Below are 23,184 nucleotides of genomic sequence, written 5' to 3'. Positions count from 1 at the left end.
CAGAGGCCCGCGGCAGCGAAAAAGCGGACCCGGGTTCTCGCGCCCAACGATGCTCTTAACTTCGGAGGGATCCCGAAAGTGCAAATCCAGCTTCGGGTCCGATGCCTTAGAATGTCCAGCGCTGGGCTTTGGAGATCAGGAAGTCGCGGAAGGCCTGCACGCGCGCAACGGAGCGCATCTCCTCGGCATAGACGAGATAGCTGTCCAGGGAGGGCATCTCCACGTCACGCAGGATCTGAACGAGATCCGGGTTGCCCACTACCGCGTAATCCGGCAGCACGGCGATGCCGGCGCCTGTCTCGACCGCCAATTTCAGGGCGGTGATGTTGTTGACCACGTAATGGTACTGGCGCGGCTCGCGTCCCTCGCGTCCGGCCGTGGCGAGCCAGTGCACGGCCATGAGATAGGACGGCTGATGACCGCCGAAGGACACGATCCGGTGCTCGTCCAGCTCCTCCAGGGTCTTGGGCTCGCCGAACCGCTTGATGTAGTCGGCCGAGGCGTAGACGTGGAAGTGGATGGTGAAGAGGCGTCGCTGGATCAGGTCGGGCTGGGCCGGGCGACGCAGTCGGATGGCCACGTCCGCCTCGCGCATGGCGAGATCCAGTTCCTCGTTGGACAGGATCAGCTCGACCCGGACATCCGGGTAGAGATCCAGGAATTCCGCGATGCGCTGGGCCAGCCAGATCGAACCGAGGCCGACGGTGGTGGTCACCTTAAGCTCGCCCGAGGGGCGCTCGCTGGTCTCGACGAGGCGGGCCTTCGTGGTCTCGAGCCGCATGCGCATGTCGCGGGCGGCCCGGAACAGCAGGTCGCCCTGCTCGGTGAGGATCAGGCCTCTTGCGTGGCGGTGGAAGAGAGGCGCCTTCAGCTCGCGCTCAAGCGCGCTGATCTGACGGCTCACGGCAGACTGGCTCAAGCCCAGATCGTCACCGGCCCGCGTGAAGCTGCCCGCTTCCGCGACGGTGTAGAAAATCCGGATCTTGTCCCAGTCCACGGCATTCCCCTACAGCATCGGACCCAAAAGTGGATTGCACTTTTGGGATCGGATCCGATGCTTCGTTCTTGGATAAGGGCATCGTTGACGCGGAAAACCGGATCCACTTTTCCGCACGATGCTCTAAGCCTCGCATGCACCTGATGCAAGGCACCCCTTATCTCTGATGAGCCGGCAGCCTGATGCAACAGGAAATCGGCCTGAGGGCTAAAGGATTGTTAACAAATCCTATTCGGCGGCTTCCTGGGTTGCCTCAAGGGCCGCCAGATAGCGCTCCGCGTCGAGAGCGGCCATGCAGCCCATGCCTGCCGAGGTCACGGCCTGACGGTAGATGTCGTCCGTCACGTCGCCGGCGGCGAAGACGCCCGGGATATTCGTGTCGGTGGAGCCCGGCTTCGTCACCAGATAGCCGCCCGACTTCATGTCGAGCTGTCCGACGAACAGCTCAGTCGAGGGCTTGTGGCCGATGGCGACGAACACGCCATCGGTCTTGAAGTCGGAGGTCTCGCCCGAGACGAGGTTCCTGAGCCGGACATGGGTGACGGAGGAGGGGTTCTCCGTGCCGCAGATCTCCTCGACGGCGGAGTTCCAGATCACCTCGATCTTGGGATGCTTGAACAGGCGGTCCTGCAGGATGCGCTCGGCGCGCAGGGAATCCCGGCGGTGAACCAGGGTGACCTTGGAGGCGAGGTTCGCCAGATACAGCGCCTCCTCGACGGCGGTGTTGCCGCCGCCCACCACCACGACTTCCTTAGCCCTGTAGAAGAACCCGTCGCAGGTGGCGCAGGCCGAGACGCCGAAGCCCTGGAACTGGCCCTCGGAGGGCAGGCCCAGCCATTTGGCCTGGGCGCCGGTCGCGACGATGAGCGCATCGCAGGTATAGGTGTCGCCGGAATCGCCCTCGAGGCGGAAGGGGCGCTGCTTCAGATCCACCTTGGTGATGTGGTCGGAGACCATCTTGGTGCCCACATGCTCGGCCTGCAGGCGCATCTGCTCCATGAGCCAGGGGCCCTGGATCACGTCGGCAAAGCCCGGATAGTTCTCCACGTCGGTGGTGATCATGAGCTGACCGCCGGGCTGGAAACCGGAGATCATGACCGGCTCGAGAAGGGCGCGCGCCGCATAGATCGCCGCCGTATAGCCTGCCGGCCCCGAGCCGATGATGATGAGCTTGGCGTGAGAATGGGCCATCAGGGGGTCTCCAGAAAAAAGGCGATGTCCGGTAAGCCGAGGGCGCGGCGGTGGCGGCCGAAGCCTTCAGCGATCGCCTTCGCGACCTTGGGTGTTGAATTTAAGGGTTCGTAGGGCCGTCCTACAAGACGTCCCTCGAAAGGATGCACAATTCCATGGCTTTTAAGCTCATGCATGTAAACATCCAGTTTCGGGTGTCCGCCCGAGGGCTCGAAAACCAGGATCGGGCGCCCCGTCGCGGCGGCCTCGCCGATCATGTTGAAGGAATCGGCCGTCGAGATGATGAAATCGGCCAGCGCAAGCAGATCCACGTAAGGGTTCTCGCCGGTCCCGTTCCAGAAGAAGCCGCCATGCCTGGCTGTGAGGGCGATCAGGGCGTCCCGCAGGGCGGCAGGGGTGCGGCGCGAGGCCGTGACCATCAGTCCGGCTCCGGCCTCGGCAACCGAGGTCAGATGCCCCATCAAGCGGCTGATGTCCTCATCCGTGAAGCGGTGGTGACGGCTGTTCCCTCCGGCAAGGATCGCAACCCGAGGATTGGGCAGACGGGCGAGGCGAGGCTCGGGCTCTGCACGGGCGGCTTCGATCCGTTGCCTCGAGACCCGATGCGGCGGGGTGAGAGTGGTGATCACATTGGGGCCGCGGATGCGGTCGTAGCTCGGCGACCAGATGAAGTCGGCGGTGTTCGGGCCGGTGTGGGGATCCTTGAGGAACACCGTATAGGTCCGCCCGCCGGAGGCCCGCTTCACATGGCGCAGGTAGGGCACGGCCCGGCGGCCGGAGGCGATGAGAAGGTCAGGGAAGGGCGGGGCGAGGGGGCTGCCCGGAGCGAGCGGCCGCTCGCGCGGGTCGATCGGCCCCCAGGGCATCAGCCACGTGAAGGGCGGCCTCGGCTTCACCCGGCGGATCAGCGAGGGCAGTCCCAGCGCCTCGGCCACGCTCAGGGCCTGCAGTTCGTCCCCGGCCTTGCCGTCCGTCAGCACCCAGATGACAGGGCTGGTCTCGTCGCGCAACATTCGATCAATGAGCCTGTGGAGTTCATGAAGTTCGTTGCGACTTAATCGCCCGTCCTCCTTGTGCGGATCCCTTATACGGTCTAGTCAGCCAAGACGAGATTTTTTGACCTGAGACTGCATGATCCGAGCAACCGGCCGGTTTTCGCCCGCCCCGATCATGCCTACGGAGTTACCGTGCGCGGACGCCTCGATTCCATCGACTGGGCCATTCTGAAAGAGCTGCAGGCCGACGGCAGCATCACCAATGTGGAGCTCGCGCGCCGGGTCGGCCTGTCGGCGCCCCCATGCCTGCGCCGGGTGCGGGCGCTGGAAAGCGCCGGCATCATCAAGGCCTACCGGGCCATCCTCGACCCGAAGAACCTGGGCTTCGAGATCGTCTGCTTCGCCATGGTGCAGCTCGACGTTCAGGGCAAGAAGGAGCTCAGGGAGTTCGAGCAGCGGGTGAAGGACTGGTCCATGGTCCGCGAGTGCTGGACCCTTTCGGGCGACATCGATTTCATCATGAAATGCGTGGCTCCGAACCTCGCATCCTTCCAGGGCCTCGTCTCCGAGCTCACCTCCCTGCCCAACGTGCGCAACGTCCGCACGGCGCTCACCCTCGATCTCGTCAAGGACGAGCCGCTGGTGCCCATCGAGGATGATGTAGCGGCAGTCGAAAGCTGAGCAGGTACCCTCCCGGGGCAGCAGCCGCGGAAGCTGGGATCGCCGTACGCGAGTGGCACGGAAACCCTCCTCCCCCTTGTGGGGAGGAGTTGGAGGTGGGGGTGTGAGCGCCACGTTGGTCTAGTCCAGCACCGGCACCCCTACCCTGACCCTCCCCACAAGGGGGAGGGAACACGCGCTTGATCTTGCACGCGATCCCGGATCGGCTTCGTGTCCGGGATGACCATGCTTAGAGGATCAGATCTGCCGCCGCAGCCAGCGGACCCAATGCTGCGTCACGGCAACGGTGCGGCCCTGCTCATTAGGGGCAACGCTGGGAGCATGGGCGTCGAGCACAGCCAGCATCGGGTGCCGCGCGAAGACCTCACTCCTGCGGCCAACCGCCAGGGCCTCGCCCTCCACCGCGTCATGACCGCCGCCTCCGCCACCGCGCCACCGGGGGCCTCCGCTCCCGCCGGGAAAGGCCGTGAGGGTGACGCTGGTCAGGCGCACGACGAGCCGGGGACCTCGCGGGTCGACCCTGTCGGCAAAGGTGCGCCGCAACTCGTCGAGAGCGACAGCTCCCACGAAATCGGCATAGGGCCCGAGGCCCTTGGCCTTCAGGACGCTCACATCCACGGCAAAGGACGAGAAGGCCTGCGGAAAGCTCTGGGCCTCAGCAGGCAAGGCAAAGCCTGCGCCGGCGACGCCGACACAGGCGAGGGTTTTCAGAAGCGAGCGGCGGGAGAGAGGGGACGTCATCGGGTTTCTCACTGTTGAAGCCCCCTTCTTCACATCAGGCGCCGAACTGGACGCCGACAACCTCGTAGGACTTGCCACCGCCGGGGGTCGAGACCTCCACCGTGTCGCCGATAGTCTTGCCCATCAGGGCGCGGGCGATGGGGGAGGCGACCGAGACGCGGCCGGAGCGCACGTCGGCTTCGGGCTCGCCAACGATCTGGTAGGTTTTCTCTTCCTCGGTGTCCTCATCCACGAGCTTTACGATGGCGCCGAACATGATCCGGTCGCCCGAGAGTTTCGCGATATCGATGACTTCGGCCCGGGAGATCAGGCTCTCCAGCTCGAGGATCCGGCCTTCGTTGAGGGACTGGGCCTCCTTGGCCGCATGGTATTCGGCGTTTTCCGACAGGTCGCCAAGCGCGCGGGCTTCCGCAATCGCCTGGATGATCCGGGGGCGCTCCACCTGCTGCCGGCGCTTGAGCTCTTCCTCGAGCGCCGCAAAACCCTTGATCGTCAGAGGGACCTTGTCCATCGTTTGTCTCGTCCAAAAAGAGGTACGAGGCCGCTGTTTCCAGCGCCCTCGCATGTCAACGAAAACTCCACCGAAGCTTCGCAGTTCCAATGTGAGGCCGGATGCCTCAGGCAAAGTATTCCTGAAGCGCCCGAACTTCGAGATCGCCGCTGAGGTATGCCTTGATGCCCTCGGCCGCGGCGACCGCCCCTGCAAGAGTGGTGTAGTAAGGTATCTTATGCAAGAGGGCAGCTTGCCGTAGCGAACGGGAATCCGACAGGGCGCCCGCTCCTTCGGTGGTGTTGAAGACCAGCTGGATGTCGCCATTCTTCATGGCATCGACCACGTGGGGCCGGCCTTCGAGCACCTTGTTGATGCGCTTTGCCTTGACGCCCTGCTCCTCCAGGTACCGCTGGGTGCCGGCGGTGGCCACGATCTGGAAACCGGCCTCCTCCAGCATCTTCACCGCCGGCAGGATGCGCGGCTTGTCCGAGTCCCGGATGGAGACGAACAGGGTGCCGGTCTTCGGCAGCTGGCTTCCGGCGCCGAGCTGGCTCTTGGCGAACGCCACCCCGAAGCCCCGGTCGAGGCCGATGACCTCGCCGGTCGAGCGCATTTCCGGCCCGAGCAGCACGTCCACGCCAGGGAAGCGGTTGAAGGGGAACACGGCTTCCTTCACGCCGATATGCTGGAGCTCCTTGGGCGTGAGGCCGAACTTCGCCAGGCTCTCGCCGGCCATGATGCGGGCCGCGATCTTGGCGATGGGCTCGCCAATCACCTTGGCCACGAAGGGCACCGTGCGCGAGGCGCGGGGGTTTACTTCCAGCACGTAGATCGTGCCGTCCTTGATGGCGTATTGCACGTTCATCAGGCCGCCGACCTCGAGGGCAAGCGCCAGGGCCTTCGTCTGGCGCTCCAGTTCGGCGATGATCTCTGGCGACAGGGAGCGCGGCGGAAGCGAGCAGGCCGAGTCGCCCGAGTGGATGCCCGCCTCCTCGATATGCTCCATGATGCCGGCGATGAAGCTGTCCCGGCCGTCGCAGAGGCAGTCCACGTCCACCTCGATGGCGTCCGAGAGATAGCGGTCGAAGAGCAGCGGGTTCTTGCCCAGGACCGTGTTGATCTGGCCCGTCTTGTCGTTGGGGTAGCGGGCCTTGATGTCGGACGGGATCAGGCTCGGCAGGGTGCCGAGCAGGTAATCCTCGAACTGGGCCTCGTCGCGGATGATCGCCATGGCCCGGCCGCCGAGCACGTAGCTTGGTCGCACCACGAAGGGGAGGCCGAGGTCGGCGGCGATCAGCCGGGCCTGCTCCACCGAATAGGCGATCCCGTTCTTGGGCTGCTTCAGGTGCAGCTTGTCGAGGAGGCGCTTGAACCGGTCCCGGTCCTCGGCGAGGTCGATGGCCTCCGGCGAGGTGCCGAGGATCGGCACCCCGGCCTCTTCCAGGGCGCGGGCGAGCTTGAGCGGCGTCTGGCCGCCGAACTGCACGATCACGCCGTGGAGCGTGCCCTTGGAGCGCTCGGTCTCGATGATCTCCAGCACGTCCTCCTGCGTCAGCGGCTCGAAATAGAGCCGGTCGGAGGTGTCGTAGTCGGTCGAGACCGTCTCCGGGTTGCAGTTGATCATGATGGTCTCATAGCCTGCGTCCTTGAGCGCGAAGCAGGCATGACAGCAGCAGTAATCGAACTCGATGCCCTGGCCGATCCGGTTCGGTCCGCCGCCGAGGATAATCACCTTCTTGGCGTCGGTCGGGCGGGACTCGTCCGCAGGGGTGCCGGCGAACGGGGCGGTATAGGTCGAGTACATGTAGGCGGTGGGCGAGGCGAACTCCGCCGCGCAGGTGTCGATGCGCTTGAAGACCGGGCGCACAGAAAGCGAGCGGCGCAGGCTCCGCACTTCTTCCTCGGTCTTGTTAGCAAGCACGGCGAGCCGGGCATCCGAGAAGCCGAAGCTTTTCAGCTGGCGGAAGGCGCCGGGCGTCTGCGGCAGGCCGTGGGCCTTCACCTTGGCTTCCATGTCGATGATGTCCTGGAGTTGCTCCAGGAACCAGGGATCGATTTTGCAGGATGCATGGACCTCCTCATGGCTGACGCCGAGGCGCAGGGCCTGGGCGACCTTCAGGATCCGGTCCGGGGTGGGAGTGCCGATGGCGGCCTTGATGGCGTTGCGGTCGTCGCCCTTGCCCATGCCCTCGATCTCGATCTCGTCGAGGCCGGTGAGGCCGGTTTCGAGCGAGCGCAGCGCCTTCTGGAGGGATTCCGGGAAGGAGCGGCCGATGGCCATGGCCTCGCCCACGGATTTCATGGCCGTGGTGAGGGTCGTCGAGGCGCCGGGGAACTTCTCGAAGGCGAAGCGCGGGATCTTGGTGACCACGTAGTCGATGGTCGGCTCGAAGGAGGCCGGCGTCGCGCCGCCGGTGATGTCGTTGGCGATCTCGTCGAGCGTGTAGCCGACGGCGAGCTTCGCCGCGACCTTGGCGATGGGGAAGCCCGTGGCCTTCGAGGCCAGAGCGGACGAGCGCGACACGCGCGGGTTCATCTCGATCACGATCATGCGCCCGCTCGAAGGGTCGATCGCGAACTGCACGTTGGAGCCGCCGGTCTCGACGCCGATCTCGCGCAGCACCGCGAGCGACGCGTCGCGCATGATCTGGTATTCCTTGTCGGTGAGCGTCAGCGCGGGAGCGACGGTGATGGAATCGCCCGTGTGCACGCCCATCGGGTCGAAGTTCTCGATGGAGCAGATGATGATGCAGTTGTCCGCCTTGTCGCGGACCACCTCCATCTCGTACTCCTTCCAGCCGAGCACGCTCTCCTCGATCAGCACCTCGTTGGTGGGCGATGCGTCGAGGCCGCCTTCCACGATGCTGAGGAATTCCTCGCGGTTATAGGCAATGCCGCCGCCGGTGCCGCCCATGGTGAAGGAGGGGCGGATGATGGCCGGCAGGCCCACCTCGGCCAGCGCCAGCAGGGCCTCGCCGAGGGCGTGCTCCTGGTAGCGCTTGCGCCGCTCGTTCTCGCCCGCATCCCACTTGAGCTTGTAGGCGGCGATCATGCGCTTCTTGTCGCCCGGATGGATGTCGAGCGCTTCCATGCGGGCGAGCTCGGCGAGATAAGCGTCCCGGTCGGCTTTTTTAAGCGCCGAGGCGTTGGCAAGACGGGATTTGGGCGTGTCGAGGCCGATCTTGGTCATGGCCTCGCGGAAGAGCTGGCGGTCCTCGGCCTTGTCGATGGCTTCCGCCGTGGCGCCGATCATCTCCACGTTGAATTTGTCGAGCACGCCCATTTTCTTGAGGGACAGGGCGCAGTTGAGCGCCGTCTGGCCGCCCATGGTGGGCAGGATCGCGTCGGGGCGCTCCTTCTCGATGATCTTGGCGACGATCTCAGGCGTAATCGGCTCCACGTAGGTGGCGTGCGCGAGATCCGGATCCGTCATGATCGTGGCGGGGTTCGAATTCACCAGGATGATGCGGTAGCCTTCCTCCTTCAGGGCTTTCACGGCCTGGGTGCCCGAATAATCGAACTCCACGGCCTGGCCGATGATGATCGGACCGGCGCCGACGATGAGAATGGAGGAGATGTCTGTCCGCTTCGGCATTGGGCCACCCAGGCGTGTCCAGCCGCGCGGCCGTAGAGCTACGGCGCTTCGAGCGCAGCCGGGATGTGATCGGATTATAGGTTGAGGGAGGCTCTTACACGGACCTTGAGCAAATTCAAAGGCCTTAGAGCATCGGACCCAAAAGTGGCCCCACTTTTGGGATCCAATCCGATGCTCCAACTCTTGGCTGGCGTATCGTTGAGCGCGGAAAACCGGATCCACTTTTCGCACGATGCGCTGGCCGTGATTTAGACAGCCAATGCCCGTGAGGTACGATCCGGCGGGAAAGAGTCGGCAACGGAGTTGGGAAAACATGGCTACGGCAGAAGAACCGCGCTGGACCGTCGTGACGGGAGCCTCGAGCGGAATTGGCGCGGAACTCGCCCGTATGTTCGCGGCCCGGGGATACGCGCTCGTCCTGACAGCCCGGCGGCACGAGCGGCTGGAGGCGCTGGCCGACGAGATCCGCCGGTCACATGGAGTTCCGGTCGAGGTCATGGCCCTCGATCTCGGGGACCGGGAGGCACCCCAGGACTTGGCTGATATGCTCCGGGAGCGGGGAATCGCTGTTCATACTCTGGTCAACAATGCCGGGTTCGGCTTGCGGGGCACCTTCACGTCGCTTCCTTACGAGAAGCAGCTGGCCATGATCGACCTCAACGTCACGGCGCTGACCTCCCTGTCCCGCCTGATGCTGCCCGGCATGATCGAGCGCCGGCGGGGCGGCATCCTGAACGTCGCCTCCGTCGCAGCCTTCCAGGCCGGGCCTTACATGGCGGTCTACTATGCCACCAAGGCCTTCGTTCTGTCTCTGTCCGAAGCCCTGCACGATGAGGCCAAGCCCCACGGGGTGACTGTGACGGCGCTCTGCCCGGGCGCCACACAGAGTGAGTTCTCTGATACGGCAGGCCCGAAGGACTCACGGTACTTTGATGCCGGCCTCATGTCCTCGGCTGAGGTCGCGCGCATCGGACTTGAGGGCTACGAGGCGGGCCGGGCCATCGTCATTCCGGGTGCGCGGAACCGGGCAGGCGCCATCGGGGCCAAGTTCATGCCGCGCTTCATGTCACGCCGGTTCGCCGGGCTCATTCAGGGAATGAAGTGACGGACGGGGCATAAGGCGCTATCGAAGCACCGTGACCTCCTCCCATCCCCTTCATCGCCTCGCCCGCCAGTTCACCGCCTTCTTCGGCGTGGGCCTCGTCGCGGCCGTCGTCCATTACGGGCTCCTGATCGGCCTCGTGGAAGGCGCAGGCCTGCATCCGGTCCCGGCGACCCTTGCCGGCTATGTGGCGGGAGGGCTCGTATCCTATGTGCTCAACCGTCGGCACACCTATGGCAGCGAGCGGCCGCACCGGGAGGCGACATGGCGTTTCGCCGTCGTGGCCTTCGTGGGCTTCCTCGTGACCTGGTTCCTCATGCACGCCTTCACGGTCTGGCTCGCAGGACCTTATCTGGCGTCCCAGATCGTCACCACGGGCGTGGTGATGGTGTGGAGCTTCATGGCGCACAAGGCGTGGACCTTCGCCTGATGGTCAGACCGGCCGTCCTACGAAGGTCATCCGGGCCTGATTGTGCCCGAGATTGCGTGCGGCGCGCTCCGGCCTGAACCCGGCATCCTCCAGGAGATCGACGATCTCGTCCTCGCCGTACTGCGCAAGCCCCACCTCTTCGCGGATCCTGCGGTACTCGGAGAAGGCCGTGCGGGCGAGGCCGGTGAGCGCGGAGCGCAGGAAGCCGCCCTGCCAGGCGAAGGACAGCAGTGCCCTGGCGTCGGTGATCGGGCTGATGTCCGGCGGAATGATGTCGCCGAGGATCAGCCTGCCGTCCTCCTTCAGCTTGTCGCGGGCGAGCTTCAGGAGGGCGCGGAATTCGTCCAGGGAGAGATATTGGACCAGCGAGTTCACCACGATGAGGTCGAAGGAGGCGTCCGGCAGGTTGGCGACGTCATGGGTCGAGAGCACCGTGATCCGCTCGTTGCCCCTGAACCGCTCGTTCAGGCGTTCGCGCACCATCGGCGCGGTATCGCTCAAGACAAGGCGGGCGCATTTCGCCGCGATCTTGTCGGCGAACAGCGCCTCGCCGCAGCCATAGTCGAGCACCGCCGCATCCGGGGAGGGGATGAGGCCGATGATGTCGTTGGCGATCAGCCGATAGTGGAGGAGCTTGTGCCGCTCGCCCGTATAGATCGGGGTATCCTGGTTCCAGTAGTCGCGCCAGTTCATCGAAGAAGCTTTCCCTCACCCAACCCAAGAACTCGCGGGGGGCGAGGACGAGTCATGAAGCCTGCTGCGCAGTTTCGCAACCTGCTCGGTGAGCGCTCGAACTTCGTCGAGGGGCAGGCCCAGCACGCACCCGACCTGCTGCGGGATCTCCTCGGCCCTGTCCCGCAGAGCGCGGCCGGTCTGGGTCAGGGCGATCCTGACTTGCCGCTCATCCTTCCTGTCCCGCGTGCGGCGGACATGGCCGGCTTTCTCAAGGCGCTTCAGCAAAGGAGTGAGGGTGCCTGAATCGAGAAAGAGCCTGTTCCCGATCTCCTTCACGGTAAGGTCGTCCTGCTCCCAGAGCACCAGCAGAACCACATATTGCGGATAGGTGAGGCCGAGCGGGTCCAGGAACTGGCGATAGGCTCGGTTGAAGGCATGGGAGACGGAATAGAAGGCGAAGCACAGCTGATTGCTGAGTGCCAGAGCCCCGGATTGCGTTGTCATCGTCACCTCCACCTGAAACGCACTTACCAAAAATAGGTTGCACACAATTGAAATACGGCCTATGCCCCTATTTAGATTGCACGCGATTGAATTGGAAGCATCCAATCTGCGGACGGGCAATCATTCGTGTCAATCAAGGAGTTTCCCGATGACCCCTCTCTACACAGCCCATGCCTCAGCCCAAGGCGGACGCGAAGGCGTCGCCGCTTCTAGCGACGGAAAGCTGGAGGTTCGCCTCTCCACGCCGAAGGAGTTCGGCGGCGCGGGCGGCGAGGGGACCAACCCGGAGCAGCTTTTCGCAGCCGGCTATTCGGCCTGCTTCCTCGGGGCGCTGAAATTCGTAGCCGCTCAGAACAAGGTCGCGCTCCCGGCCGATGCTCATGTCGAGGCGAAGGTCGGCATCGGCAAGCGGGATGACGGTGCCGGCTTCGGACTGGTGGTCGAGCTGAAGGCCAACCTGCCGGGTCTCTCCCAGGAACAGGCGACGGATCTGGTGCAGAAAGCAGATGTGGTGTGCCCGTACTCGCACGCCATCCGCGGCAACGTGCAGGTCACCCTGTCGGTCTGAGAATCAACGACAATGCCGTAGGGGCGAGGGCCTCCTGCCTTGACGGGCAGGGGGCCCTTTCACGTTCAGGTCCACAGCTTCATGAGCGGTCCATCGGAGCCGTCCACGGGATCGGCGCCCGGCAGGGGCACCTGGGCGATGCGCTGCTGTGAGGAGGCCAGCGCCTTGGGATCGTCGCGAACGGTGTCGTAATCGGACCCGTTCGGATAGGCGCCGACCACGGCGAAGTCGTCGCTCGCATTGATCAGGGCGTGGGCGACCCCGGCCGGAACGACGATCACGTCCCCCATGGTGACGGAAACGAGGTCGCCGTCCTCACCGCCGAAGCGGATCTGGCCCGAGCCCGACACGATGCCGAGCACCTCGTGGGTGTTGGGGTGGTAGTGGTGATAATCGTGGATGCTGTCGAGCCAGGCATTCGTCCAGCCGTTCTTGGCAAACGTCGCCTTGAAGGCTTTGGTCGGATCATCCTGAGAGGGCGGGATCGCCCCGCGGCGGACGATCAGCGGCAGCGATGAGTTCGGCACGATGCCGTTGCTGCGGAAGACGTAAGTGTCCGTCCCGAGCGGTGCGTTGTAGCCCCGAGGATCGCCATATCCTTTCGCCTGCGCCATGCGTCTCTCCCTTTGAAATCGGGAAGGGAACGCCTGATGCAGACGAAAGATCGAGCGGGGCCGTTGGAAACCTGCCGCTTCCTACATGCCGATGAGCATCGCCGCGAGGGCGCGGTCGATGGACAGGTAGAACATGCCGAAGGCTACCATGGCGGCGAAGGCGAACTCGATGATCTGGTTCTTGAAGACCCGGAACTGGGCAAAGAGGTTCTGGCCGAAGATGGAGATCAGCCAGGCCGCGGTGAGCACCACCGGAAAGATGAAGAGGTAGGACCAGGTGCTCTCGACCGGGCCCACATTGGACGGATCGATCAGCGGGCGGATGTTGCGCACCCACGGAGCATAGAGGGCGGCATAGAGCGAGGTCAGCCAGGAGAGCGAGACGGCGATGCCGAGATGGAACGTGAACAGGTTGTGCAGACGGCTGAATTCGCCGGAATCGTCATCGAAATCCATGGATGAAATACCCCCAAATCAAGGCTCAGATCATTTTCGTTTTATGGTTAATGATCGGTTACCGTGATTTGGGTGGCTGGCGCAACCGACCCGTTTGTCGCGGCGCCAGCCTTCGCTTGTCAGGCCTGCGTCTTCTTCTCGTCCATCAGCTGCACGAAGCGGTCGAACAGGTAGTGGCTGTCCTGCGGGCCGGGCGAGGCTTCCGGGTGGTACTGCACCGAGAAGGCCGGGCGGTCGGTGAGGGAAATGCCGCAATTGGAGCCGTCGAACAGGGAGACGTGGGTCTCCACCGCGTTTGTCGGCAGGGTCTCCGGATCCACCGCGAAGCCGTGGTTCATGGAGGTGATCTCGACCTTGCCGGTGGTCCGGTCCTTCACCGGGTGGTTCGCCCCGTGATGACCCTGGTGCATCTTCTTGGTCTTGGCGCCCACGGCCAGGCTCAGCATCTGGTGGCCGAGGCAGATGCCGAAGGTCGGGATCTTCTCGTCGAGCACCTTGCGGATTACTGGAACGGCATATTCGCCGGTGGCGGCCGGGTCGCCGGGGCCGTTGGACAGGAACACGCCATCGGGCTTCAATGCCAGCACGTCCTCGGCCGTGGCCGTGGCGGGCACCACCGTGACCTTGCAGCCGGCCTGGGCCAGCAGCCGCAGGATGTTGCGCTTCACCCCGTAATCGATGGCGACCACGTGGTGCTTATGCGAGCCGTCCTGATGGCCGTAGCCTTCGCCCCGGTACCAGGTGGTCTCGTCCCAGTCGAAGCGCTGTCCGCTGGTGACCAGCGGCACGAGATCCTGGCCGTCCATGGACGGGAGGGCGGCGGCCCTGGCCTTCAGGGCCTCGATGTCGAAATTGCCTTCAGGTTCGTGGGCAATGACTGCATTGGGCATGCCGCGGTCGCGGATCAGGGCCGTCAGCGCGCGGGTGTCTACCCCGGTGAGGCCCACGATCTGGCGCGCTTTCAGCCAGGCATCGAGGTCGCGGGAGGCGCGCCAGTTGGACGGCTCGGTGATCGAGGCCGCCAGCACGACGCCGCGCACGCCCGAGGACGAGGCGGCATTGACGCTCTCGATGTCTTCCTCGTTGGTGCCCACGTTGCCGATATGCGGGAAGGTGAAGGTGATGATCTGGCCGGCGTAGGAAGGGTCCGTCAGGATCTCCTGGTAGCCGGTCATGGCGGTGTTGAAGCAGACCTCGCCGGTCGCCTCGCCCACGGCGCCGATGCCGAAGCCCTCGAGAACCGTGCCGTCCTGGAGCACGAGCACGGCCGTCGCGCGCGGCTCGGTCCAGCCGACCGAGGAGGACCCGGTGGTGTCTTTGTCTTGCAGCATCGTCATGATCTCTTGTAAGTCCGAGGCCAACGGGCCGTGCTTGAGCGGGCCGCATCCGGGCCGCCCTTGAACTGTCCTGCGTGACTTAAGGGGCCGTTTGCCGTCAGTCAACGCTCAAGCGACCGAAAACCAAGGAGATATCCATGCTGCGCGAACGTTTCACGGCCGACATGAAGGAGGCCATGAAGGCTGGGGAAAAGGGGCGCCTGGGTGCCATCCGGTTGATCCAGGCCGCCCTCAAGGACAAGGACATCGAGGCGAGAGGCGCCGGCAAGGAGCCGCTCTCCGACGACGAGATCCTGGCTCTCCTGCAGAAGATGGTGAAGCAGCGCCAGGAATCGATCGCCATGTACGAGCAGGGCGGTCGCACGGAGCTGGCTCAGCAGGAAAAGGACGAGGTCGCGGTGATCACCTCCTATCTGCCGCAGCAGATGGACGAGGCCGAGACGAAGTCGGCCATCGAGGCCGCCATCGCCGAGACCGGCGCCGCCTCCATGAAGGACATGGGCAAGGTCGTCGGAGCGCTCCGCGCCAAGTATGCCGGCCGCATGGACTTCGCCAAGGCGAGCGGCCTCGTGAAGGACATGCTGCCGAAGGGCTGAGCTTGCCCCGAACGCACCTTCGTCATCACCGGCCTTGTGCCGGTGATCCCGACGACCGAGGCGTGGCGCTTTCCTAATCTGGATGGCCGGGACTGATCCCCGGATCAAGTCCGGGGACGGCCATGACGAAAAGAGGAGCGTTTAGGCAGCGGCGGCTGCCGGACTGCCGAGCGCTTCGACGATCTCATGCGTGGTGAGCACCTTGGCGAACTCGAAGCCCAGCGTCGCCACGTGAACCCGATGGCTCGTCCGGGCCGGGATCGTGCCGCCTTGCCCGTCAGGCAGGTCGAAGCAGTCGCAGGCATCCTCCACGAGGATCATCTCGTAGCCGAGATTGGCTCCCGTGCGCACCGTCGTGGACACGCACATGTCGGTGGTGATGCCGAAGACCACGACCTTGCGGACGCCGAGCCGCTTCAGGCGCAGGTCGAGATCGGTGCCGATGAAGGCGGAATTGACGCTCTTCGAGACGACGGGCTCGCCGTCGTGAGGCTCGAAGCCCGGCCGGAAGGCATTGCCGGGCTGGCCTAGCGCCAGCGTCGATCCGGGCTCGACCGAGTCGTGCTTCACATGGATGACCGGAAGGCCGCGGGCTCGCCAGGCGCCGAGGATGGCCTGACCGTTGAGGTCGACGTCGCCGTTCCAACGGCGCGGCCAGGAGGGGCTGTCGAAGGCCTGCTGCATGTCGACGGGCAGAAGAACGGTCTGGGCGAAGGTCATGGGGCTATCTCCTTGTCCCTCATGTCTTCGCGCGTTGTGCTGCCGGTTTCACTAGACAAGATGACCGGTCGACCGGCTAAGTGTCGGTCGCAGGACTGAGGGGGCGGCAATCGGGGCATGGTGCTGGACGAGAAAGACAAGATCCTGATTGCGGCCCTGCGCAGGAATGCCCGGGAGAGTCTCGTGGGCCTCGCCCGCAGCGTGGGGCTGTCGCGCAGCGCCACCCAGGAGCGGATGCGCCGCCTGGAGCGGGAGGGCGTCATCAAGGCCTATACGGTGGAGCTGGCCTCGGCCCAGGATCCCGCCGTCAGGGCCATGATCGCCGTCACCTTCGAGCCCGGCTTCCGCTGCAAGCAGGTGGTGCCTCGCCTTGCCGGCATTCCGGAGGTGGTTGCCTGCCATTCCCTGACGGGCTCCATCGACCTGATGGTCAACGTGGCCTGCGATTCCAACGCAACCCTCAACCGGATCCGGGACGTCGTGGCCTCCGTGCCAGGGGTGGCCACCGCCACGACCCATATCGTCCTCGCGACCGAATGGGCGCGGGATTAGGCAGGTCCATGCGTCCCGGGCGCAGGGAAGTGCGGTTCTATTGACGTCTCAAACAGCCAGCGCCTTCGGGCCCGCAGCGTGTGCTGCGAGCCTGAAGGTCGGTCGAGGGTGGCGCGTCGTGCAGCCCGGCTCGATGGGTGTGGTGGGAAGTGAGAGCCAAGCTGCTCGTCACGCGCGGTTTGTTTCAGCGGACCTGGAGGCATGCCAGATCGGCCACCCGCGAGCACAGGGTTGCGAGACCTGCGGCGGGACCGCTCCTTGCCCCGCATCTGCGACGCCTCGCGAGCGCGCCCCTCGTCGGGCGAGGATGAGCAATGATATAGCTCAGCTTGCACCAGCTGTCAAGAACAAAGTGAGAACATGCCTCACCCGCACCGTCATGGCCGGGACTAGCCCGGCCATGACGATGGAAATAGGTTGAGGACCTAGACCTCAGCGCTTCTCGGTCGTGTCGATCTTCGGCTTGGCCGTCTTACGCTTGCTGTGATCGCTGGAGCGGTTCACGTACTTGACCTTCTTGGGCTCCGCCTTGCCGCCCTTGTCCGAGCCGCCCTCTTCACCCATGAGGCTGGGGGGCAGGAAATGGCGGGCAGCTTCCGTCACGACGCTGGCGACGGCGCCGGCGGCCGTCTGGGTCAGGTCGGCGGTCTGCGAGCCCGCATCGGCGACGGCCGCGCCCGCCTTTTTGGCCGCGCGGGTCCGGGTGAGGACGGTCGCGGCTGCGCCGGCTGCGGCGATCAGGGCGTCGGCCAGGATTTCGCGGCCGAGATCCGAGTTGATCAGGTCCATGAGGCCCGACTTCTTCGCCGACTTCGCCAGCTTCGTGCTGGTGCTCTTGCCGGAATCCTTCTTCGACTTGGATGGGGTCTTCTTGTCCTTGGCCTTCGCCATGTTCATCTCCTGATGGTCAAGCTTGCCAGACAACCCCGATGGAACCACAGGGGTTCCCGAACGGCCAAGCCTATCCGAAATGGCGGGCCAGAACCTCGCGCACGGCCTCCACCAGCTTGTCCTCGGTTACCGAGAACTGCGCCGGACGGGCGGCTTTCCACTCCTCGTTGGATGCGATGGCCTGAGCCGCCCTGGCGCCTTCGATCAGGTCCTTGATCTCGACCTCGCCGCGCTCGCGCTCGTTGGAGCCCTGAATCACCACGCAGGGGCTCTGCCGGCGATCGGCATATTTCATCTGCGCCTTCATGCCCGAGGATCCGAGATAGAGCTCGGCGCGGATGCCGGCCTGGCGCAGGGTCGAGACCATCCGCTGGTAGGCGGCGATCTGGTCGCGGTCCATGACGAGCACCACCACCGGCCCGGGCTTTTCGGAGCCCGATACGATCGGGCTCTTCACCATCTGCAGGGCCGAGAGCAGGCGCGAGACGCCGATGGAGAAGCCGGTGGCGGGAACGGGCTCGGAGCGGAAGCGGCCCACGAGACCGTCATAGCGCCCGCCGCCGCCGACCGAGCCGAAGCGGACCGGGCGTCCGTCCTCGTCCTGGACCTGGAAGGTCAGCTCGGCCTCGTAGACGGGGCCGGTGTAGTATTCGAGACCGCGCACCACGGAGGGATCGATGGTCACGCGGTCCTCGTACCCGGAGGAGGCGACGAGGGAGGCGATCTCGGCGAGCTCGTTCGCGCCTTCCAGGCCTCGGGCGGAGGAGCCGACGACCTTGCGCAGGCTCTCGACCGTCGCCGCATTGTCCGCGCCCTTGGCGGCCGTGAAGGCGAGCACGCGTTCGATGGCCTCAGCCTCGAGGCCCGCACCCTTCGTGAAGTCGCCGCTCTCGTCCTTGCGGCCGGCTCCCAGGAGCTGGCTGACGCCCTCGGGCCCGAGCCGGTCGAGCTTGTCGATGGCGCGGAGCACCGTGAGGCGCTGGCCGGCTTGTGTCTCGCCGCCGAGGCCGATGGCCTCCAGGACGCCGTCCAGAACCTTGCGGTTGTTGATCTTGATGATGAAGTCGCCGCGCTTGAGACCAAGCCGCTCCATCGTATCGGCGGCCATCATGCAGATTTCCGCATCCGCCGCGACGGAGGCGGCGCCCACCGTGTCGGCATCGAACTGCATGAATTGGCGGAAGCGGCCGGGGCCCGGCTTCTCGTTGCGGAACACCCAGCCGGCCCGGTAGCTGCGATAGGGCTTGGGCAGGGCATCGAAATTCTCGGCTACGTAACGGGCCAGCGGCGCGGTCAGGTCGTAGCGGAGCGACAGCCACTGGTCGTCATCGTCCTGAAACGAGAACACGCCCTCGTTCGGGCGGTCCTGGTCGGGCAGGAATTTTCCGAGCGCGTCGGTGTACTCGACGAAGGGCGTCTCCACGCCCTCGAAGCCGTAGAGCTCATAGGATTCGCGGATCGCCGCGAGCATGCGCTCGGTGGCGGCGAGATCGGCGGGAGTGCGGTCGGCAAAGCCGCGCGGGGCGCGGGCCTTGATGGTGTCGGCCTTGGACATGGATTTTACGGCAGCCGTTGGAATGGGAAAAACGTGCTGCGGTCCTACTCCCTGCGGAGGGGAGGGGCAAGGGTTGGGTTACGTTTCGACGTCATCACCGGCCCTGTGCCGGTGATCTCGATTGGAAAGGCGCGGCACTCTTCGAAACGAGATGGCCGGGACAAGCCCGGCCATGACGACGGCATATAGGATGCCTGAGGACGTTCAGTCTTAAGCCACCTGCTTGATCACCTTGGTGAGCTTCTCGACGATCTCGCCGATCTGCTCCTCTGTGATGACCAGCGGCGGCGAGAGGGCGATGGTGTCGCCGGTGACGCGCATCATGATGCCGTGCTCCTGGAAGCCGCGGTCCATGGCCTCGAAGGCGCGGGCGCCCACCGCGTCGGGGCGCGAGGCGAGGTCGATGGCGCCCACGATGCCGATGGTGCGGATGTCGAGCACGTTCGGCAGGCTCTTGAGGCCGTGGATCGCATCGGCCCAGACCGGCTCCAGGGCCTTGGCCCGCTCGAACAGCTTCTCGTCCCGGTAGATGTCCTGGGCGGCGAGCGCCGCCGCGCAGGCCAGCGGATGGCCGGAATAGGTGTAGCCGTGGAACAGCTCGATCATGTGCTCCGGACCCTTCATGAAGGTGTCGTAGAGCCGGTCGCTCACCATCACGCCGCCCATGGGAACGGCGCCGGAGTTCACGCCCTTGGCGAAGGTGATCATGTCCGGGATGACGCCGTAGCGCTCGGCCGCGAAGGCCGTGCCGAGGCGGCCGAAGCCGGTGATGACCTCGTCGAAGATCAGCAGGATTCCGTGCTTGTCGCAGATCTCGCGCAGGCGCTTGAGATAGCCCTTGGGCGGCGCCAGCACGCCGGTGGAGCCGGCCATCGGCTCGACGATCACGGCCGCGATGGTGGAGGCGTCGTGCAGGGCCACGATGCGGTCCAGCTCGTCCGCCAAATGCGCGCCCCATTCGGGCTCGCCGCGCGAGAAGGCCTGCTGTTCCCGGTTGTAGGTGTGGGGCAGGTGGTCGACGCCGGCCAGCAGCGAACCGAAGAACTGGCGATTCTTGACGATGCCGCCCACCGAGATGCCGCCGAAGCCGACCCCGTGATAGCCGCGCTCGCGGCCGATGAGGCGCGTCTTGCTGCCCTGACCCTTCGCGTTCCAATAGGCGAGAGCCACTTTCAGCGCCGTGTCCACGGCCTCCGAGCCCGAGTTGCAGAAGAACACGTGGTTCAGGTCGCCGGGCGCGAGCTGGGCAAGGCGCGACGCGAGGGCGAAGCCGCCCGCATGGCCGAACTGGAAGGCCGGCGAATAGTCGAGCTCCTCGGCTTGAGCCTGGATGGCCCGGGTGATCTCGTCCCGGTTGTGGCCTGCGTTGCAGCACCAGAGGCCGGCGGCGCCGTCGATCACCTCGCGGCCCTCGGGCGTGTAGTAGTACATGCCCTTGGCCCTGGCGATCATCCTGGGCCGCTGCTTGAAGGAGCGGTTTGCCGTGAACGGAAGCCACCAGGCCTCGAGGTCGTTGGGTGCGAGGGAGTCGTTGGCGGCTCTGGAAATCTGGGCGGTCATGGCATGTCCCCGGAAATGGCTGGCCGGGAGCCTAGCAGCCGTTTCCGGACGCGGCAAAAGGAACTTTGCGCCAAGCCATGAGCGGGACGCAACCCTCGCGCTACATGGTCATGGCTGTCGCCTCGTAGCCGGCGGCGTCGAGAGCCTGGGCCACCTCAAGGGTTTGCGCCGTGGTGACCACATGCACGCGCCCATGATCCAGATCCACCTCGACCTTGGCGCCGGGATCCAGTCGCTGGATCGCCTTGGTGACGGAATTGACGCAGCCCTGGCAGGTCATTCCCTCAACCTGCATGAGCAGATCCTTGCGGGGTTCTTCCATCGATGGGCCCTTTCCTGATGTTCCATAGACACTGAGCGAGCAACGCGCGGTTGCGTGAAAATGTCCATTGCGGGAATGCGAAACTTGCCTGGCGATTCGCCTTGATTCACTGTCGGTTGAGACGCTGATTCGGCATCTGCGCCGAGCCAGGGGAGCGGGGGCACCCATGGTCACCAACAAGAAAATCAATCTGGTCCTGAAGGACCGGAAGGCGGCCTTGCTCGCCTTCACTCCAGCCATTCTGACAGCATCCGCTTCGGCCTATGTGCCGATGGAGGCAGGCTTGGTCATGCCGGTCTTCGCCTTCCTGATCACGATGGTGATCGGCGGTTTCTTCATCCTCCGGCACCAGGACGAAGCGGACCGCCGTTCTGCATCCGACCGGCAGAACGGGCAGGAGCACGCGCAAAGACCTGCCGCTCCGCCCGTGCTGAGGCGGGCCAGGATCGCGGGAACATGTCCGGCAGGTCTTCTGCGGGAACTCGCGAAAGCTGCGGATACGCCGGAGAGTGCCGCACAGCCTGTCCCGGGGCTGCGCTCCAGGCCTGCCCTGGCCCTCGTGGTAGGCTCGGTGGTCGGGGCTGAACGGTTTCCCGAACCGTCCCTGCTGCCTTCCGTCCGCAGGCTTTCGGCCGATGAGACGAGCCGGATCAGGCTCGTCACGCAGGCCTTCGAGGCGGACCGCATCGAGCTGCACCTCCAGCCCATCGTGTCGCTGCCACAGCGCAGGATCCGCTTCTACGAAGTTCTGGCGCGGCTGCGTCTGGCGGATGGGACCCTACTGGCGCCAGTGGAGTTCCTGCCCGTTCTGGAATGCTCCGGCCGCGCCTCCGACTTCGACCGGCGGATCCTGATCCGCGCCATGGCTCTTGCCCGCCACCTCATGGCCCGCGGCAGCGAAGCCATCGTGGGGGTGAACCTGTCGGCCCATGCCGTCGCCGAGCCGGGCTTCCTGTGGTCGCTCGCGGGTCTCTTGGATTCCTCACCCGAAATCCTCGGCAGGATCGTCCTGGAGCTGCCCCAGCACAGCTGGCGCCACCTCGATGCCGACCTGAAGGCGGCGCTGGCGACCCTGCGGGAGCGCGGCGTGCCGTTCTCCCTCGACCGCGCGGCCGATCTCCGGTTCGATCCGCAGGCTCTCGCGGATCTGGGTGTGCGCTTCATGAAGCTTCCGGCCGATCTGCTGATCAAGGCCGCCGAGCGGGCGGACGGCCGCTACGGCGGGCCGGAGCTCGACGTGCGGGATTTCGCTCCGGCGCTGCGCCGCCAGGGAATCCGCCTGATTGCCGAGCGGGTGGATCAGGACGGGATGGTGCCGGTTCTCGAGGATCTCGGTGTCCCGCTGGCGCAGGGCTTCGCCTTCGCGGCGCCGCGCCCGGTCAAGCCGGAGATCGCCGGGGAGCAGGATCTTCCGCGGCCGTTCGGCCTGGAGGATGCGCCAACCCGCCTGCGGCGCGCCGGTTGACTTAGGAAGCGCGAGGGCCTACCCGCCGGGCTCATCATCTTGACGTGCGCATCGTGTGGACCGGAAAACCGTGTCCACTTTTCCGCACGATGCGCGAGTGAGACTCCATGACCGCCCTGTCCCGTCCCCTTCACGTCGAGGGGCTGCAGCCTCTCGCCGACAGCTACGATCTCATCCTCTGCGATGTCTGGGGCGTGCTGCACAACGGCGTCAAAGCCTACGAGGCCGCGAGCGACGCGCTGACGCGCTTCCGCGCCAAGGGCGGACGGGTGGTCCTCGTCTCCAACGCGCCACGCCCCGGCGCCTCGGTGGGAACGCAGCTCGACGGGTTCCAGGTGCCCCGCTCGGCCTACGATGCCATCGTGACCTCGGGCGATCTGACCCGGCTCGCGATCCAGGAGCGCATCGACAGGATCGTGCACCACATCGGCCCGGCCCGGGACATGCCGATCTACAACGGGATCGACGTGCGCTTCGGCTCCATCGAGGAGGCGGATTACGTGGTCTGCTCCGGCTTCGACAACGACGAGGAGGAGACGGTCGAGGACTACCGCCCCCAACTCGAGGCCATGCGCCGGCGCAACCTGCTCATGGTCTGCGCCAATCCCGATCTCGTGGTCGAGCGCGGCCACCTGATTCTGCCCTGCGCGGGCACCATCGCGCTCGCCTACGAGGAGATGGGCGGCGAGGTGTTCTATGCCGGCAAGCCCCACCGCCCGGTCTACGAGCGGGCTCTTGCCGTGGCATCCGACCTGGCCGGACGTCCGATTCCCAAGGAGAGGGTGCTGGCTGTCGGAGACGCGATCCGCACCGACATCGCCGGCGCCGTGGGCTTCGGCATCGACGCCCTGATGATCGCCCGCGGCATCCATGCGGAGGAGCTGGGCCTCCACGGGGGGACTCTGGTTTCCGATCACGTGCAGGATTGGGTGGGCCGGCAGCCGGCTCAGCCGACGGCTTTTACGGAAGTGCTGTCCTGGTAAACCGCCTTCCGCCTTGTCATCCCCGCGATCCGCAGGACCGGGGAGGGGATCCATGGTGCGGGGCGTATGAGTGGATTCCCTTCCCCTCCGCTGCGCTTCGGCCGGGAAGACAGCGGAGGTCGACGTCGCACCTCCCTTGACCCGCCGCATGGATTTCGACA

General features: G+C 65.4%; 24 protein-coding genes. 8 read left to right on the top strand and 16 right to left on the bottom strand.

The genetic code is table 11. The annotated features are described in order from the left end of the window. Positions 1–106 precede the first annotated feature (106 nt). The 3 genes from AC0QTX_RS05935 to AC0QTX_RS05925 all read right to left on the bottom strand — a co-directional run bounded on the left by AC0QTX_RS05935 (position 107) and on the right by AC0QTX_RS05925 (position 3,201). The gene (locus tag AC0QTX_RS05935) at positions 107–997 is read right to left on the bottom strand and encodes a LysR family transcriptional regulator (RefSeq protein ID WP_474602905.1); all 891 of its coding nucleotides are present in this window, start codon (positions 995–997) and stop codon (positions 107–109) included. Between the two features lie 228 nt (positions 998–1,225). Then, positions 1,226–2,188: a thioredoxin-disulfide reductase gene (gene trxB, locus AC0QTX_RS05930; protein WP_474602904.1), complete on the bottom strand. Its 963-nt coding sequence runs from the start codon at positions 2,186–2,188 to the stop codon at positions 1,226–1,228. Beyond that, entirely contained in the window at positions 2,188–3,201 is a 1,014-nt protein-coding gene (locus AC0QTX_RS05925) for a mitochondrial fission ELM1 family protein (RefSeq protein WP_474602903.1), read from the bottom strand. Before AC0QTX_RS05925 ends, trxB begins: the two co-directional genes overlap by 1 nt. 174 nt (positions 3,202–3,375) lie before the next feature. On the opposite strand from AC0QTX_RS05925, the gene AC0QTX_RS05920 reads away from it, so the two are divergent. Continuing rightward, entirely contained in the window at positions 3,376–3,864 is a 489-nt protein-coding gene (locus AC0QTX_RS05920; RefSeq protein WP_474602902.1) for an Lrp/AsnC family transcriptional regulator, read from the top strand. 237 nt (positions 3,865–4,101) lie between these two features. Here AC0QTX_RS05920 and AC0QTX_RS05915 read toward each other — a convergent pair whose 3' ends face one another. The 3 genes from AC0QTX_RS05915 to carB all read right to left on the bottom strand — a co-directional run bounded on the left by AC0QTX_RS05915 (position 4,102) and on the right by carB (position 8,693). Then, entirely contained in the window at positions 4,102–4,605 is a 504-nt protein-coding gene (locus AC0QTX_RS05915) for a twin-arginine translocation signal domain-containing protein (RefSeq protein ID WP_474602901.1), read from the bottom strand. Positions 4,606–4,639: 34 nt separating this feature from the next. Continuing rightward, entirely contained in the window at positions 4,640–5,116 is a 477-nt protein-coding gene (gene greA / locus AC0QTX_RS05910) for a transcription elongation factor GreA (RefSeq protein WP_474602900.1), read from the bottom strand. 106 nt (positions 5,117–5,222) lie between these two features. Next, positions 5,223–8,693: a carbamoyl-phosphate synthase large subunit gene (gene carB / locus AC0QTX_RS05905; RefSeq protein ID WP_474602899.1), complete on the bottom strand. Its 3,471-nt coding sequence runs from the start codon at positions 8,691–8,693 to the stop codon at positions 5,223–5,225. A 313-nt stretch (positions 8,694–9,006) separates the two neighbouring features. Here carB and AC0QTX_RS05900 point away from each other — a divergent pair, with 313 nt between their 5' ends. Both AC0QTX_RS05900 and AC0QTX_RS05895 read left to right on the top strand, forming a co-directional pair. Further along, positions 9,007–9,798: an SDR family NAD(P)-dependent oxidoreductase gene (locus AC0QTX_RS05900; RefSeq protein ID WP_474602898.1), complete on the top strand. Its 792-nt coding sequence runs from the start codon at positions 9,007–9,009 to the stop codon at positions 9,796–9,798. A gap of 31 nt (positions 9,799–9,829) precedes the next feature. After that, positions 9,830–10,225, top strand: a complete 396-nt coding sequence (locus AC0QTX_RS05895; RefSeq protein ID WP_474602897.1) for a GtrA family protein — start codon at positions 9,830–9,832, stop codon at positions 10,223–10,225. 3 nt (positions 10,226–10,228) lie between these two features. On the opposite strand, the gene AC0QTX_RS05890 is transcribed toward AC0QTX_RS05895, so the two are convergent. Next, complete coding sequence (locus tag AC0QTX_RS05890; RefSeq protein ID WP_474602896.1) at positions 10,229–10,918, bottom strand: class I SAM-dependent methyltransferase; 690 nt, start codon at positions 10,916–10,918, stop codon at positions 10,229–10,231. Between the two features lie 15 nt (positions 10,919–10,933). Next, on the bottom strand, positions 10,934–11,404 hold the full coding sequence (locus AC0QTX_RS05885) for a MarR family winged helix-turn-helix transcriptional regulator (protein WP_474602895.1): 471 nt from the start codon (positions 11,402–11,404) through the stop codon (positions 10,934–10,936). 148 nt (positions 11,405–11,552) lie between these two features. On the opposite strand from AC0QTX_RS05885, the gene AC0QTX_RS05880 reads away from it, so the two are divergent. After that, on the top strand, positions 11,553–11,972 hold the full coding sequence (locus AC0QTX_RS05880; protein WP_474602894.1) for an organic hydroperoxide resistance protein: 420 nt from the start codon (positions 11,553–11,555) through the stop codon (positions 11,970–11,972). 65 nt (positions 11,973–12,037) lie between these two features. Here the strand turns inward: AC0QTX_RS05880 and AC0QTX_RS05875 are convergent, their stop codons facing one another. The 3 genes from AC0QTX_RS05875 to carA form a co-directional block, all read right to left on the bottom strand. Next, on the bottom strand, positions 12,038–12,586 hold the full coding sequence (locus tag AC0QTX_RS05875) for a cupin domain-containing protein (RefSeq protein ID WP_474602893.1): 549 nt from the start codon (positions 12,584–12,586) through the stop codon (positions 12,038–12,040). An 81-nt stretch (positions 12,587–12,667) separates the two neighbouring features. Continuing rightward, positions 12,668–13,042 carry a hypothetical protein gene (locus tag AC0QTX_RS05870; RefSeq protein ID WP_474602892.1) on the bottom strand — a complete coding sequence of 125 codons (375 nt, stop codon included), beginning with the start codon at positions 13,040–13,042 and terminating at the stop codon, positions 12,668–12,670. 119 nt (positions 13,043–13,161) lie between these two features. Beyond that, positions 13,162–14,373 (bottom strand): glutamine-hydrolyzing carbamoyl-phosphate synthase small subunit, encoded by a 1,212-nt coding sequence (gene carA / locus AC0QTX_RS05865; protein WP_474602891.1) that lies wholly within the window; start codon positions 14,371–14,373, stop codon positions 13,162–13,164. Positions 14,374–14,516: 143 nt separating this feature from the next. Between carA and AC0QTX_RS05860 the strand changes: the two genes are divergently transcribed. Then, the gene (locus AC0QTX_RS05860; protein WP_474602890.1) at positions 14,517–14,975 is read left to right on the top strand and encodes a GatB/YqeY domain-containing protein; all 459 of its coding nucleotides are present in this window, start codon (positions 14,517–14,519) and stop codon (positions 14,973–14,975) included. Between the two features lie 141 nt (positions 14,976–15,116). Here AC0QTX_RS05860 and AC0QTX_RS05855 read toward each other — a convergent pair whose 3' ends face one another. Further along, positions 15,117–15,695: a cysteine hydrolase family protein gene (locus AC0QTX_RS05855; protein ID WP_474602889.1), complete on the bottom strand. Its 579-nt coding sequence runs from the start codon at positions 15,693–15,695 to the stop codon at positions 15,117–15,119. Between the two features lie 117 nt (positions 15,696–15,812). Between AC0QTX_RS05855 and AC0QTX_RS05850 the strand changes: the two genes are divergently transcribed. Continuing rightward, positions 15,813–16,247, top strand: coding sequence for an Lrp/AsnC family transcriptional regulator (locus AC0QTX_RS05850; RefSeq protein ID WP_474602888.1), 435 nt, complete (start codon positions 15,813–15,815; stop codon positions 16,245–16,247). Between the two features lie 432 nt (positions 16,248–16,679). On the opposite strand, the gene AC0QTX_RS05845 is transcribed toward AC0QTX_RS05850, so the two are convergent. From AC0QTX_RS05845 to AC0QTX_RS05830, 4 genes are all read right to left on the bottom strand, one after another. After that, positions 16,680–17,138, bottom strand: coding sequence for a hypothetical protein (locus AC0QTX_RS05845; protein WP_474602887.1), 459 nt, complete (start codon positions 17,136–17,138; stop codon positions 16,680–16,682). A 70-nt stretch (positions 17,139–17,208) separates the two neighbouring features. After that, on the bottom strand, positions 17,209–18,693 hold the full coding sequence (gene hisS, locus AC0QTX_RS05840; protein ID WP_474602886.1) for a histidine--tRNA ligase: 1,485 nt from the start codon (positions 18,691–18,693) through the stop codon (positions 17,209–17,211). 210 nt (positions 18,694–18,903) lie between these two features. Then, positions 18,904–20,253, bottom strand: a complete 1,350-nt coding sequence (gene aptA, locus AC0QTX_RS05835) for an omega-aminotransferase AptA (protein WP_474602885.1) — start codon at positions 20,251–20,253, stop codon at positions 18,904–18,906. 100 nt (positions 20,254–20,353) lie between these two features. Continuing rightward, positions 20,354–20,575, bottom strand: a complete 222-nt coding sequence (locus tag AC0QTX_RS05830) for a heavy-metal-associated domain-containing protein (protein ID WP_474602884.1) — start codon at positions 20,573–20,575, stop codon at positions 20,354–20,356. A gap of 166 nt (positions 20,576–20,741) precedes the next feature. Between AC0QTX_RS05830 and AC0QTX_RS05825 the strand changes: the two genes are divergently transcribed. Together AC0QTX_RS05825 and AC0QTX_RS05820 are read left to right on the top strand one after the other, a co-directional pair. After that, a complete protein-coding gene (locus tag AC0QTX_RS05825) occupies positions 20,742–22,040 on the top strand; it encodes an EAL domain-containing protein (protein WP_474602883.1) in 1,299 nt (432 codons plus the stop codon). A gap of 107 nt (positions 22,041–22,147) precedes the next feature. Continuing rightward, the gene (locus AC0QTX_RS05820) at positions 22,148–23,023 is read left to right on the top strand and encodes a TIGR01459 family HAD-type hydrolase (protein WP_474602882.1); all 876 of its coding nucleotides are present in this window, start codon (positions 22,148–22,150) and stop codon (positions 23,021–23,023) included. Positions 23,024–23,184: the final 161 nt, after the last annotated feature.

The organism is Microvirga sp. jy35 (assembly GCF_056148915.1).
This window is presented reverse-complemented; position numbering and strand designations above follow the sequence as displayed.